Here is a 13,814-nt window from a genome sequence, read left to right on the forward strand (position 1 = left end):
AAGAATAAATGTCATTAATTAGTATGCACGGTGCCTGGCTGTCGTTCAGCGATGCGCCGCTTCTCGATAACACCGAACTGCACATCGAAGATAACGAGCGCGTGTGTCTGGTGGGACGTAACGGCGCGGGTAAATCGACGCTGATGAAAATCCTCAACCGCGAACTGGGACTGGATGACGGGCGTATTGTCTACGAACAGGATTTGGTGGTGGCGCGCCTGCAACAGGATCCGCCCCGCAATGTAGCGGGCAGCGTGTACGATTTCGTGGCGGAAGGTATCTCGGAGCAGGCGGAATACCTGAAGGCCTATCATGAGATTTCCCATCTGGTGATGACCGATCCGAGCGAAAAAAATCTTAACGAGATGGCGCGCTTACAGGATCTGCTGGACCACCACGGCCTGTGGCAGCTTGAAAACCGTATCAACGAAGTGCTGGAACAGATCGGCCTGGAAGCGGATATGGCGCTGGCCTCGCTGTCCGGCGGCTGGTTGCGTAAAGCGGCGCTCGGCCGTGCGCTGGTCAGTAACCCGCGCGTGCTGCTGCTCGACGAGCCGACCAACCACCTCGACATTGAGACTATCGACTGGCTGGAGGGCTTCCTCAAGACCTTCAACGGCACCATCATCTTTATTTCCCACGACCGTTCGTTTATCCGCAATATGGCGACGCGCATTGTCGATCTGGATCGCGGCAAGCTGGTGACCTATCCGGGCAGCTACGATCAGTATCTTCTGGAGAAAGAAGAAGCGCTGCGCGTGGAAGAACTACAGAATGCGGAATTTGACCGCAAGCTGGCGCAGGAAGAAGTGTGGATCCGCCAGGGCATCAAAGCACGTCGTACCCGTAATGAAGGCCGTGTGCGCGCCCTGAAAGCGATGCGTCGCGAGCGTGGCGAACGCCGTGAAGTGATGGGCAGCGCGAAAATGCAGGTTGAAGAAGCTTCCCGCTCTGGCAAGATCGTCTTTGAGATGGAAAACGTCAACTACGGCGTGGACGGCAAAGTGCTGGTGCGGGATTTTTCCGCCCAGGTGCAGCGTGGCGACAAGATCGCGCTTATCGGGCCGAACGGCTGCGGTAAAACTACCTTGCTGAAGCTGATGCTCGGGCAGTTACAGGCTGACAGCGGCCGCGTGCACTGCGGCACCAAACTGGAAGTGGCCTACTTTGACCAGCACCGCGCGGAACTCGATCCGGACAGAACGGTGATGGATAACCTCTCCGAAGGCAAACAGGAAGTGCTGGTAAACGGCAAGCCGCGCCATGTGCTTGGCTATCTGCAGGACTTCCTGTTCCATCCGAAACGCGCCATGACGCCGGTGCGCGCGCTGTCGGGCGGAGAGCGTAACCGCCTGCTGCTGGCGCGTCTGTTCCTCAAGCCCAGCAACCTGCTGATCCTCGATGAACCGACCAACGACCTGGATGTGGAAACCCTCGAACTGCTGGAAGAGTTAATCGATGGCTATCAGGGCACCGTCATGCTGGTGAGCCACGATCGTCAGTTCGTCGATAACACCGTGACGGAATGCTGGATCTTCGAAGGCGAAGGCCGCATCGGTCAGTATGTCGGCGGTTACCAGGACGCGCGCGGCCAGCAGGCGGCTTCGCTGGCGCATAAACAGTCAGCGTCGAAAAAAAGTGCCGAAGCGGCGGCCCCTAAAGCAGAAACTGTTAAACGTGCCGGTAACAAACTAAGCTATAACCTGCAACGCGAACTTGAGCAGCTCCCGCAGCGTCTGGAAACCCTGGAGGCGGAACTGAGCGCGCTTCAGGCGCAGGTCGCTGACGGTGCATTCTTCAGCCAGCCTCATGACCATACGCAAAAAGTGCTGGCCGATATGGCGCAGGCTGAACAGGCGCTGGAAGAAGCTTTTGAGCGTTGGGAATACCTTGAGGCCCTTAAAAACGGCGCGTAATTCAGGATAAACGTATGTGCGATCACCACCATGCCACCCGGCACATTTTGTGTTCTCAGTGTGACTTGCTGGTGGCACTACCCGCGCTGGAGGACGGTCATAAAGCGGACTGTCCTCGCTGCGGGCATACCCTGACCACAAAATGGGCCGAACCGCGTCAGCGTCCCAGCGCCTGTTCGCTGGCAGCGCTCTTTATGCTGCTGCTGGCCAATCTCTTTCCCTTCGTCAATATGAAGGTCGCCGGTATCACCAGTGAGGTGACGCTGCTGGAAATTCCTCGCGTGATGTTTTCGGAAGATTACGCCAGCCTCGGCACCTTTTTCCTGCTGTTTGTGCAACTGGTACCGGCGTTTTGCCTGGTGACGATCCTGTTGCTGGTCAACCGCGTCGCGCTGCCCTGGCGCGTACAGGCTTTTCTTGCGCGGATATTTTTCCAGCTAAAATCCTGGGGCATGGCGGAGATTTTCCTCGCCGGCGTGCTGGTGAGTTTTGTGAAGCTGATGGCCTACGGCGATATAGGCATCGGCAGCAGTTTTGTGCCCTGGTGCCTGTTTTGTTTGCTGCAACTGCGTGCCTTTCAGTGCGTTGACCGGCGCTGGCTGTGGGACGATCTCGCGCACATGCCGCCGGTGGATCAGCCGCTTAAAACGGGCGTTACTGGTCTTCGCCAGGGGCTGCGCTCCTGTCCGTGCTGCACCGCGATCCTGCCTGCGGATTTACGCCAGTGTCCGCGCTGTCATACCCGCGGTTATGTGCGGCGTAAAAACAGCCTGCAATGGACAATGGCGCTGCTGGTTACCTCTATCCTGCTTTACTTGCCCGCTAATATTCTGCCGATCATGATCACCGATCTGCTGGGCGATAAAATGCCCTCCACCATTCTGGCGGGGGTCATTTTGCTGTGGGGGGAGGGATCCTATCCGGTGGCGCTGGTCATTTTTATCGCCAGTATTATGGTGCCGACGCTCAAAATGATCGCGCTTGGCTGGCTGTGCTGGGACGCAAAAGGGCACGGCAGGCGCGACGGCGAGCGCATGCACCTGATTTATGAAGTGGTGGAATTTGTCGGCCGCTGGTCGATGATTGACGTTTTTGTTATCGCTGTACTGTCCGCGCTGGTGCGCATCGGCGGTCTTATGAACATATACCCCGCAACAGGCGCATTAATGTTTGCGCTGGTGGTCATCATGACAATGTTTGCGGCAATGACTTTCGATCCCCGTCTGTCCTGGGATCGTGAGCCAGAATCAAGCCATGAGGAGCAGTAAAAACATGGAGACGAAAAGTGGGGATGCGAAGGTGCAAAAGGTAAAAAGCTGGTCGCCGGTGTGGATCTTTCCCATCGTGACCGCGCTTATCGGCGCATGGATCCTGTTTTATCACTACAGCCATCAGGGGCCGGTGGTAACACTCATCACCAACAATGCCGAAGGCATCGAAGCGGGTAAAACCACCATCAAAAGCCGCAGTATTAACGTCGGCGTGGTGGAATCCGCCACCCTGGCGGATGACCTTAAGCGCGTGGAGATCAAGGCGCGGTTGAACGCGGATATGAGCAAACTGCTGCATGGCGACTCGGTATTCTGGGTGGTGAAACCCCAGGTTGGCCGGGAGGGGATCAGCGGGCTGGGCACGCTGTTATCCGGTGCTTATATTGAGTTACAGCCGGGCAGTAAAGGGACGCAGCCGGAAAGCTATAAATTGCTGGATTCGCCGCCGCTCGCGCCGCCGGATGCGAAGGGCATCCGCGTGCTGCTCGACAGTAAAAAAGCGGGGCAGCTGTCGCCGGGCGATCCGGTGCTGTTCCGCGGCTATCGCGTGGGCTCGGTTGAAACCAGCACTTTTGATTCGGAAAAGCGCACCATCAGCTATCAGCTGTTTATTAATGCGCCAAACGATCGTCTGGTTACCAGCAACGTCCGCTTCTGGAAAGACAGCGGTATTGCGGTGGATCTGACGTCCGCCGGGATGCGCGTTGAGATGGGATCGCTGACCACGCTGTTTGGCGGCGGTGTCAGCTTTGATGTGCCGGAAGGCATTGACCTGGGCACGCCTGTAGCGGAAAAGACCGCATTCACGCTGTTTGACGATCAGCGCAGTATCCAGGAATCGCTCTATACCGACCATATCGATTACCTGATGTTCTTTAAAGATTCCATCCGTGGCCTGCAGGCGGGCGCGCCGGTGGAGTTCCGCGGCATTCGTCTGGGGACGGTAAGCAAGGTGCCGGCAATGATGCCGGGGATGGAACAGGCGCTGGACAACGATTATCGCATTCCGGTGCTGGTGCGTATTGAGCCGGAACGACTGGCCAGCCAGCTTGGCGAAATGCCGGACATGAAATCCCATATCAATGAGTTGCTGAAAAGCGGTCTGCGCGGTTCGCTGAAAACCGGCAATCTGGTGACAGGTGCGCTCTATATCGATATGGACTTCTATCCGAAAGCGCCGCCGGTAACCGGGGTACGTCGCTATGGCGGCTATGAAATTATTCCTACCGTGAGCGGCGGCCTGGCGCAGATCCAGCAACGTCTGATGGATACCCTGGATAAGATCAACAATCTGCCGCTGAACCCGATGATTGAGCAGGCCACGAATTCGCTGAATGAAACCCAGCGCACCATGCGCCGCCTGCAAACCACGCTGGATAATCTCAATAAGATCACCGCCAGCCAGTCCGCGCAGCAACTGCCGGCGGATATGCAGAAAACCCTGCGCGAGCTGAACCGCAGTATGCAGGGCTTCCAGCCAGGATCGGCGGCGTACAACAAAATGGTGGCGGATATGCAGCGGCTGGATCAGGTACTGCGTGAACTACAGCCGGTACTGAAAACGCTTAACACCAAGAGCAATGCGCTGGTATTTGAAGCGAAGGATAAAAAAGATCCTGAGCCTAAGAGGGCAAAACAATGAAAAATGGAGTAGTCATCGCCGCGACGCTGCTGCTGGCGGCCTGTAGCAGCAACGTGGAAGAGACGAATTATTATCAGTTGCCGACGCCGCAACAGAATACCGTGCAGCGCCAGAGCGGTAGCGCCAGCCGTCTGCTGTGGGTGGAGCAGGTTTCAGTGCCCGATTATCTGGCGGGTAATGGTGTGGTGTACCAAACCAGCGATGTAAAATACGCTATCGGCACGCAAAACCTGTGGGCCAGCCCGCTCGATCAGCAACTGCGCACAACGCTGGTGTCCAACCTCAGTCAGCAATTACCTGGTTGGGTAGTGGCTTCAACGCCGCTTGGCAACGAGCAGGATACGCTGAACGTGACTGTGACAGGGTTTCACGGGCGCTATGATGGGCGGGTGATTGTCAGCGGCGAGTGGTTGCTCAACCATCAGGGGCAGCTGATCAAACGTCCGTTCCATATCGAGATGACGCAGCAGCAGGATGGTTACGATGCGATGGTGAAAGTGCTGGGTGAGGCGTGGAGTCGTGAAGCGGGCAACATCGCGCGGGAACTTAACCGTCTGCCCTGATTGCTATTAATCCTAAAAAACCGCCGGTTTGCTCACGCACTGGCGGTTTATTTATGTCGGTTTTCCGGGCATTTACTTGTGCCGTCTCACACTTTTTGTACAAATGAAGTTCTGTGTATCTCACATTTATGACAATGGTATGAATTTTGTGCATTGACGATGCTGTTCATCCGCGTTACAAAAGAGACGTGATTGCGCATTTTGTAATCACTGTTTTCTTTTCCACCAGACTCAAAATATGAGGGAAACGAGGCATGAAGAGACAAAAACGAGATCGCCTGGAACGGGCACATCAACGTGGGTATCAGGCTGGTATTGCCGGACGCTCAAAAGAACTATGTCCTTACCAGACGCTGAATCAGAGGTCATACTGGCTTGGAGGCTGGCGAGAAGCCATGGAGGTCAGGACAGTAATCGCCTGATTCTGTCTCTTTAGTAAGAAACCTCCGCCTGGCGGAGGTTTCGCCTGTCAGGGCACTCAGAATGCAGACGTATCCTGGAACAGCCCAACTTTCAAATCGTTTGCCGTATAGATCACGCGACCATCGACCAGCACTTCGCCATCCGCCAGCCCCATAATCAGACGACGGTTAACCACACGCTTGAAGTGAATGCGGTAGGTGACTTTTTTCGCCGTCGGCAGAACCTGACCGGTGAATTTCACTTCACCCACGCCCAGCGCACGGCCTTTGCCTTCGCCGCCGAGCCAGCCGAGATAGAAGCCAACCAGCTGCCACATGGCATCCAGACCCAGGCAGCCCGGCATCACCGGATCGCCAATGAAGTGGCAACCGAAGAACCACATGTCCGGATGGATATCCAGCTCGGCTTCAACATAGCCTTTATCAAAGTTACCGCCGGTTTCCGTCATTTTGACGACACGGTCCATCATCAGCATGTTAGGTGCAGGTAACTGCGGGCCTTTTTCGCCAAACAGCTCACCACGACCAGAGGCAAGAAGGTCTTCTTTCGTATAGGATTCGCGTTTATCTACCATGTTTTGAGTAAGCCTTATTGTAAGTTTGGGACGCAGGATAGCTAACACGTGTACGCTGAACAAGTCCGATCAGTTCGGTACAAACCAGTTCAGCCAGCGTAACGGCCACGGAAAGCGATGGCGTGCTTCCTGCTGCGAGGCCTGGGCGATGCGTTCCTGAATGGTCTGAATGAGGGTGGTTTGCCCTTCAGCATCCCAGGCCAGGTTTGTCAGTAAGGGTAGCGCATCTGTCACATCATCGATGGCCCAGATAAAGAATTGTCCGGCTTCCACGGCGTCAAGCAGCGGCTGCGGCAGACACAGATGACGTACGTTAGCAGAAGGAATGATGATCCCCTGCTTACCGGTCAGACCACGCTGCTGGCAGATACTGAAGAAACCTTCGATCTTTTCATTCAGGCCGCCTACCGGCTGCGCGCGTCCGAACTGATCCACCGAACCGGTGATCGCCAGATGCTGATTAACAGGCACGTCCGCCAGCGCGCTGATCAGGGCGCACAGTTCCGCCATCGAGGCGCTGTCGCCGTCCACTTCGCTATAGGACTGCTCGAAGGTCAGCGAGGCAGAGAAGGGGATCTGCTGATCCAGCTGAAGCTCGGCCATTAAAAAGGCCTGCATGATCATCATGCCTTTTGCATGAATATTTCCGCCCAGCTCCGCTTTGCGCTCGATGTCATTAAATTCCCCGTCACCGATATGCACTACGCAACTGATGCGCGACGGCTCGCCAAAGGCGCGCGGGTGCCCGGGGAATTCGACAACCGAAAGGGCGTTGATCTGACCGACGCGCTCACCTTCGGTTTCAATCAGAATTTGTTCCAGCAGGATCTCATCCTGAATGCGTTCAGGTAAGTATCCTTCACGCCATTCGCGCTGGCTGAGCATGGTCTGCAACTGATGTGCATCAAACGAGGTCTCTGCGCCCAGCGCCGCGACTTCACGCAGCTGGCGCGCCAGCCACAGCGGGCACAGCGGCAGCGTTTCCTGATCGCCGGTATAACGCACGGCTTCACGGATCAACACCGGCCATGCATCTTTCGCCGGAACGGGCAGATCGGCGCTGGCAGCCACGTGCAGCACCCACTGGCACCACTGCGCCATGGTTTCCGCATCCGTTATCTGAAGATTATCTTCGTACTCGCTGTAAATGGACTGGGCAGCCAGCTCCGGTTCCATCTCCTGGAATTCGGCCAGTGAATCCCTCTCGCCGACGAGGATCACCTTCAGCTGTAACGGCATTGACGGCACGCTGACCGGTAACGGACGCGACTCGTCAAAGGAGACCCAGTCGAAGCGCTGGCGGGTGATCATGGTTTTCAGCCGCATCCACAGCAGCGGCTGTGCCAGCAGCGTACGCAGGGAGATCACCAGCACGCCGCCGTTAGCCTGATGCACCAGGCCCGGTTGCAGGGCAATCTCATTATTAAACTGACGCAGGCAGCCAAAAAGCTGCTCTGCTTCTACCCAGTCGGCAACGACGACCGGATTTTTGGAGACGAAATCGGCCAGCGGATCCGTTGAGGCTTCAAAGGTGACGCTTCGACCGGCGATCTGGTATTGCCCACCAGTAAACGGCTGATCTTCCGGCAGTAATTGACCCACCGCATCAGCAATAATACCCAGATACTCCACTTCCTCCGGCGCTTTTGCCAGCAAAAAGCGTGACGATGCCAGCGGATGAAGCAGTTGCTCCAGCGCGTACTGTAAGCGGGGTTGCGTATCGCCGAGGGTTAATTCCTCCTCAGACGGCGCACAAGATTGTGTAAATACCTCCTGATAACTGTCGGTATCAGGGACAAGGTCTTGCCAGGCGAGTTTAGTAATGGTCAAAGTTGAGGTTTTATCGTCAGAAGTAAAGGGCGGAATTATACCGTAAGCGGCAAAGCATCACACCAGTAATACGCGATTTCCTGGCCGCAAAGTCGTCTGCGTGTTCACAGGATATGATTTCTTTTCAGCAGATTGCTAAAAAACTGATATTCTGAACTGAGTTACAGGGTAACACTGAGATCGCGATGAAATACCAACAACTGGAAAATCTTGAAAGCGGCTGGAAATGGAAGTACCTGGTGAAAAAGCACCGTGAAGGTGAATTAATCACGCGCTATATAGAAACCAGTGCGGCGAAAGAGGCCGTCGATCAGCTGTTGACGCTCGAAAACGAACCGGTTCGTGTGAATGCCTGGATTGAACAACACATGAATGCGGCTTTAATGAATCGCATGAAGCAGACCATTCGCGCCCGCCGCAAACGTCATTTTAATGCCGAGCACCAGCACACCCGTAAAAAATCCATCGATCTGGAATTTATGGTCTGGCAGCGTCTGGCAGGGCTGGCTCAGCGCCGGGGAAAAACGCTCTCAGAAACCATTGTGCAACTGATTGAAGACGCCGAACACAAAGAGAAATACGCCAGTAAAATGTCGACGCTTAAGCACGATTTGCAGGCGCTGTTGGGCAAAGAATAAACCCGCGATATTTTTCGCGCCGGATCGCAGGCAATAAAAAACCCCGCAGCGCGGGGTTTTTTTAAGACGTAAACTTAAGCCTGTGGCTGAGTTACAACGTCTTTGATACCTTTAACTTCGATCTCAACGCGACGATCCGGAGCCAGGCAATCGATCAGCGCAGGGCGCGCTTTCACGTTGTCACAGGTGCTGCCGGTAACCGGGTTAGATTCGCCCATACCACGAGCAGAGATCTTGTTGGACGGGATACCTTTAGAGATCAGGTAGTCAACAACAGACTGAGCACGTTTCTCGGACAGACCCTGGTTGTAAGCGTCAGAACCGATGCGGTCGGTGAAGCCCAGAACAACTACGGAACCGTCTTTCGGATCCAGGTTGCTCAGCTGGGAGTACATCTGATCCAGAGCCTGCTGGCCTTCTGGTTTCAGAGTCGCTTTGTTGAAGTTGAACAGTACGTCAGACTTCAGGGTGAAGTGCTTGGTGGATACCTGCGGAGCCGGAGCCGGGGCCGGAGCAACTACCGGAGCAACGTCTTCCTGCTGACCGAAGCGGTAAGAAACACCTAAGCTCAGCAGACCGTTGTCCTGACGGCTACCAACAGTTTGCGCGTCGCCGATGTTGTTAACCCACTGGTATTCCAGACGGGTAGCGACGTCACGGGTAACTGCCCACTCAACACCACCAGCGAATACCGGGGAAACACCGGTGTCGTGGTCTTTAGTACGAGTGCCATCAGCAAGATGTGATTTGGAGTCTGCACGCCAAACCATACCACCCAGACGGGTGTAAACGTCCAGATCGTCAGCTACCGGGTAGCTCAGTTTGGTAGTCAGCTGAACGCCTTGAGCTTTGAACGCACCGTTTTCGGTGTCGCCTTTATAGGCTTCGCGGCCCAGCCAGTCGTAACCCAGTTCAAAACCAACGTACGGGTTAACCTGATAGCCACCGAACGCACCAGCACCCAGCTGGTCATTACGGGTCGGGCCGTCGTTGTTGATGAAACCAGTGTCGTGGAATTGGGACCAGCCCAGTTTACCACCGGCATACCAGGTATTATCTTTCGGAGCGGCCTGCGCTACAGTAGCGAAGCCAGCCAGTGCCACTGCAATCGCGATAGCTGTCTTTTTCATTTTTTGCGCCTCGTTATCATCCAAAATTCGCCATGAATTTCTCGCCAGAGAAAACACGGTTTAAATCCTTCACCGGGGGTATTGCTCTAAGTATCTCTACCGATATCTTCGGTTTATGCCGAGCACCCCTGGCGATGTAAAGTCTACAACGTAGTTGGAAACTTACAAGTGTGAAGTCCGTCAGGCATATGAAAAAAAAAGCTTTCTGCGTGCATTATTTAACATTTATGACGAGAATATAATCAATGCAAAACAGCGCAAACCGCACCAGACAGGCATTGCAGCACGATTTCGCTTAAGAACCGGTCAGCCCAGGAATTCACAAAAAAAATCCCAGGAATTATCTTAAACTGGCTTAATGATACAAATTTGAGTGAATTTTTAGCCCGGAAAGCTGTCTTGTGGCGTGAGGATCCCTCCGCACGGGACGCATAATAAAGCCCATCGCATTACCTTCTTCAGCCGCCTGAACCAGACGCTGATGTTCATCATCCGTCAGTTCTTCTGTATGCCAGCCGATAACAACACTGTAATTGCCGGTGCGTAACGCTCTGATCATGGATTCCAGGGTATCATCCGGAGAAAGCTGGCTGATCTGCATCAGTTTGGTCAACGGCAGCCCTGCCGCCTGAACCCACTGACGGCTTAATTTTTGCTGCGGAGTTAACCATAGCTGCCAGCGCGACTGCTGGCCGAGCTGTTGCAGAAGGGGCAGTAACAGCAACTGCGTCATGCCGGGCTGGTCTTCACGATAAACCACTTCGCTGATAAGGCCAGTCGAGTCGCCAGCCGGTTTTGCCTGTGTGCGGTTGCCCGTCATAGCGTTAAGTGTTGATGCACGATTAGCGTAGCCTGAAGTGTACATAATCAATCCAGCCCTGATAGTTACTGTATGGATGTACAGTAACTCCTGGACGTACAAAGATCAACCTCAATTTCTGAAAGCACCTCGCAAATTTGCGGGATAACTGATGTCCGTTAAAAAATCATCTTGCCCACCGCGGACAACTTCCCTATGTTCCTCATTAACGGATCCGTTACTACCAGAAGATGCCTTTATGCCATGATTTTAAAGGAATAATCATGAAAGATATGTCTTATCAACGGATCCATGAATCACGTGAATACCTCTCAGAGCTGGGTACTATTCGCCATCGAACGCTGTTCGGCGGTTACAGTCTTTCCGTTGATGATACGGTGTTCGCCATGGTGGCAAAGGGGGAGCTCTACCTTCGCGCCTGTGAGCAAAGTGCAGAATACCGCGCGCAACATCCGGCTCCGTTATTGACGATGATGAAAAGGGGCAGGCCAGTAGTACTGAACTATTACCGCGTTGATGACAGCTTGTGGCACGACAGGGATACGCTGATGAAGCTTTCCACCTGGTCGCTTGCCGCCGCGTGGAAAGAAAAGATGCAGCGCCTCTGCAAGCCCCGGCTTAAAGATCTACCGAACCTGAATTTTCAGCTGGAGATGCTGCTATGGGAAGCGGGCGTGACGGATGTCCTCACGCTGAAAAAACTGGGCGCTAAAGCGTGCTGGGTCCGGCTACGCACGCTTAATACACATCTGGGCGTTAACGTATTGCTGGCGCTGGAGGGAGCCATCGAAGGGATGCATCAGGCCGCGCTCCCGGCGCAGCAGCGCCAGGCATTGACGACATGGTTTACAGAGTTTGAGGCGGAGCACCGGAAACATCAGCGGACAACCTGACGCTGCAATCGGCTGATTTCAGGAAGCAGCGCTACCACCAAGCCGATCTGCTGTAAAACCAGTGGTTCTTTACTGTCCGGACGGGAATCCACCTGCGTAATGCGATCGGCCAGCTGTGCCAGCGTTTTCTGGACTCGTTCTTCATCAGCGGGGGCGTGGTGTAACGCGTCGTCAACGTAGCACACCGCGTCGTCCAGCAGAGTGAGGATCTCAGCAGAAGTCAGTTTTTCCCGGTGCGCGCCCAGCGCGGAAATGTAGCTGGTAAAAGTGTGGTTGAGGCACAACAGACGGAATGCGGCATCGCGCAGTTCCGTTGACGCGCCTGGCTCTGTTGACATATTGGATACCACCGACGCCAGTTCGGCATCGCGGTTATGGGCATCGCGCCTTGCAATACGGTACGCCATGCGGTTATCACGTCCCTGGTGATACTGCTCAAGGATAGCGTCAAGGTAGCGGCAGTTCGCATCAATGGCCCGTTCCAGCACGCGTGGAAGATTACGAAAACGCCAGTCCGGCCAGATAAAGCTCACCGCAGCCCAGGCAATCGCACAGCCGATAAGGGTGTCAATAATACGCGGAATGGCAACTTCAAAGCCTTCCCCGAGCAGATTAAAGCACAGCAGTACCAGCAGGGTAATAAACATGGTGGCATGGGCGTACTGCACATTGCGGAAGGCGAAGAACAGCACGCCGGTAATGACGATCAAAATCAGTTGCCCTTCAATGGACGGCACAAAATAGAGCACCGGCAGGCCAATCGCCACGCCCACCAGCGTGCCGATAATACGCAGCGCCAGACGGTGCCGGGTGGCGTTGTAGTTGGGCTGGCAGACAAAGAGGCTGGTCAGCAGGATCCAGTAACCGTGTTCCAGGCCGGTAAACTGTATAAAAGCGTAACCGACACACAACACCACAGACATGCGTATGGCGTGGCGAAAAAGTGCTGATTCCGGCGACAGATTGCGGCTGAGGCGGGCGCGAATGTCGCTCATGCCGTTAAGACCCTCATCCGCCAGCATGTTATCGGTGTCGTTGCGCGGCAGGGTCTGCGCCTGCCCAGATTCGATCGTCGCCAGTTGTGCGTCAATCGCGCGAAGGTTTTGCAGCAGAAAGCCCAGCGCTTTCATCTGTTCGTCAGACGTGCCGTCGCCGCGGGCACGCTCCAGCGCGGCATCAAGATGGGTAAAAGCGCGCTCGAAGCGGCCATCATGCTGATAGGGCTCGCGTAATAAAATGCAGCGTGATAAATGCGCGCAGGCCTGCGACTGCATGGAGAGCAGGCGCTGAAAGCGGAACATCACGTCGCTGTAGCGAAACTGTTCCCGCAGCGTCTGATACTGGATATGAGACGAACTGGCGCGCTCGTGGATATCCTGCGCGACAAAGTAGTAGTGCAGGGTTCGCCGGGTGCCGCGCTGCCCACGATCACCACGCAGACGCGTTAATAATGAGCTTTTCGTCTGGTTCAGCGTGGAAACCAGCTGGCCGTTCGCCAGCGCCAGGTCATAGAGCGGCGCCTGGCTTTCATCTTCGATATCGGGATCGAACAGGCGGGATTTCAGCTCCAGAAAATGCGCCAGCTGTTCATAGCAACGCGCAAGGTTGTCCTGTAGCGGGCGGATCGGGAAGACCAGATGACCAATCAGCGTCAACAGGTTAAACCAGACAGCCCCCGCCAGCAGCAGAAGGGGTTGCTGATACCATTGCTCGTAAAGCGAGATGCCGAGCATGGTGTAAATGGCGATCAGCAGACCGCCAAAGGCAATAGTCGCGTAGCGCTGCCCAAGCCCGCCCAGCAGAATAAATCCGCTGGTGGAAATGATCAGCCCCAGCGCAAACAGCCACGGCCACGGGAACAGCAGTTCTACCGAGGCGGAGGCGATAAAAAAGGAGATCAGCGTGATCAGCAGATTACGTAAACGGCCGGCGAGGCGGTCGTCCAGATCGGCCAGCGCCGCCGCCACGACGCCAAGCGTCAGCGGGATGGTCAGCTTTACATCACCCATCCACCACGGCAGGGCGGTGGTGCCGCACAGCGCGATAAAAATTCTGGCGTTATAAAGCCAGGTACTGTTCCATGTATAGCGGCGAAGCAGGGGGCTGAGCATCGT

12 protein-coding genes are annotated in these 13,814 nt (G+C 55.1%); 7 read left to right on the forward strand and 5 right to left on the reverse strand.

What is annotated here, in order from left to right:
* Positions 1-8 precede the first annotated feature (8 nt).
* The 5 genes from ACQUTD_RS08020 (at position 9) to rmf (ending at position 5,814) form a co-directional block, all read left to right on the forward strand.
* Positions 9-1,916 (forward strand): ABC transporter ATP-binding protein, encoded by a 1,908-nt coding sequence (locus ACQUTD_RS08020; RefSeq protein WP_318373066.1) that lies wholly within the window; start codon positions 9-11, stop codon positions 1,914-1,916.
* Positions 1,917-1,930: 14 nt separating this feature from the next.
* A complete protein-coding gene (gene pqiA, locus ACQUTD_RS08025; protein ID WP_473274961.1) occupies positions 1,931-3,184 on the forward strand; it encodes a membrane integrity-associated transporter subunit PqiA in 1,254 nt (417 codons plus the stop codon).
* 4 nt (positions 3,185-3,188) lie between these two features.
* Positions 3,189-4,829 carry an intermembrane transport protein PqiB gene (pqiB, locus tag ACQUTD_RS08030; protein WP_318364407.1) on the forward strand — a complete coding sequence of 547 codons (1,641 nt, stop codon included), beginning with the start codon at positions 3,189-3,191 and terminating at the stop codon, positions 4,827-4,829.
* Entirely contained in the window at positions 4,826-5,392 is a 567-nt protein-coding gene (gene pqiC, locus ACQUTD_RS08035) for a membrane integrity-associated transporter subunit PqiC (RefSeq protein ID WP_473274960.1), read from the forward strand. Before pqiB ends, pqiC begins: the two co-directional genes overlap by 4 nt.
* Before the next feature lie 254 nt (positions 5,393-5,646).
* Positions 5,647-5,814: a ribosome modulation factor gene (gene rmf / locus ACQUTD_RS08040; protein WP_072568064.1), complete on the forward strand. Its 168-nt coding sequence runs from the start codon at positions 5,647-5,649 to the stop codon at positions 5,812-5,814.
* A gap of 56 nt (positions 5,815-5,870) precedes the next feature.
* Here rmf and fabA read toward each other — a convergent pair whose 3' ends face one another.
* Together fabA and ACQUTD_RS08050 are read right to left on the reverse strand one after the other, a co-directional pair.
* On the reverse strand, positions 5,871-6,389 hold the full coding sequence (gene fabA / locus ACQUTD_RS08045) for a bifunctional 3-hydroxydecanoyl-ACP dehydratase/trans-2-decenoyl-ACP isomerase (RefSeq protein WP_072568065.1): 519 nt from the start codon (positions 6,387-6,389) through the stop codon (positions 5,871-5,873).
* A 69-nt stretch (positions 6,390-6,458) separates the two neighbouring features.
* Positions 6,459-8,219, reverse strand: a complete 1,761-nt coding sequence (locus tag ACQUTD_RS08050; protein ID WP_473274957.1) for an AAA family ATPase — start codon at positions 8,217-8,219, stop codon at positions 6,459-6,461.
* 185 nt (positions 8,220-8,404) lie between these two features.
* Here ACQUTD_RS08050 and matP point away from each other — a divergent pair, with 185 nt between their 5' ends.
* On the forward strand, positions 8,405-8,857 hold the full coding sequence (gene matP / locus ACQUTD_RS08055; protein ID WP_321987256.1) for a macrodomain Ter protein MatP: 453 nt from the start codon (positions 8,405-8,407) through the stop codon (positions 8,855-8,857).
* A gap of 74 nt (positions 8,858-8,931) precedes the next feature.
* Here the strand turns inward: matP and ompA are convergent, their stop codons facing one another.
* Together ompA and sulA are read right to left on the reverse strand one after the other, a co-directional pair.
* Positions 8,932-9,987: a porin OmpA gene (gene ompA / locus ACQUTD_RS08060; protein WP_473274956.1), complete on the reverse strand. Its 1,056-nt coding sequence runs from the start codon at positions 9,985-9,987 to the stop codon at positions 8,932-8,934.
* A gap of 355 nt (positions 9,988-10,342) precedes the next feature.
* Positions 10,343-10,852 (reverse strand): SOS-induced cell division inhibitor SulA, encoded by a 510-nt coding sequence (gene sulA / locus ACQUTD_RS08065; RefSeq protein WP_072568068.1) that lies wholly within the window; start codon positions 10,850-10,852, stop codon positions 10,343-10,345.
* Positions 10,853-11,070: 218 nt separating this feature from the next.
* Between sulA and ACQUTD_RS08070 the strand changes: the two genes are divergently transcribed.
* Entirely contained in the window at positions 11,071-11,700 is a 630-nt protein-coding gene (locus ACQUTD_RS08070) for a TfoX/Sxy family DNA transformation protein (protein ID WP_473274955.1), read from the forward strand.
* On the opposite strand, the gene yccS is transcribed toward ACQUTD_RS08070, so the two are convergent.
* Positions 11,685-13,811 carry a YccS family putative transporter gene (gene yccS, locus ACQUTD_RS08075; protein ID WP_473274954.1) on the reverse strand — a complete coding sequence of 709 codons (2,127 nt, stop codon included), beginning with the start codon at positions 13,809-13,811 and terminating at the stop codon, positions 11,685-11,687. The genes ACQUTD_RS08070 and yccS overlap by 16 nt on opposite strands.
* Positions 13,812-13,814 lie beyond the last annotated feature (3 nt).

It is taken from the genome of Enterobacter sp. K510, from assembly GCF_055804875.1.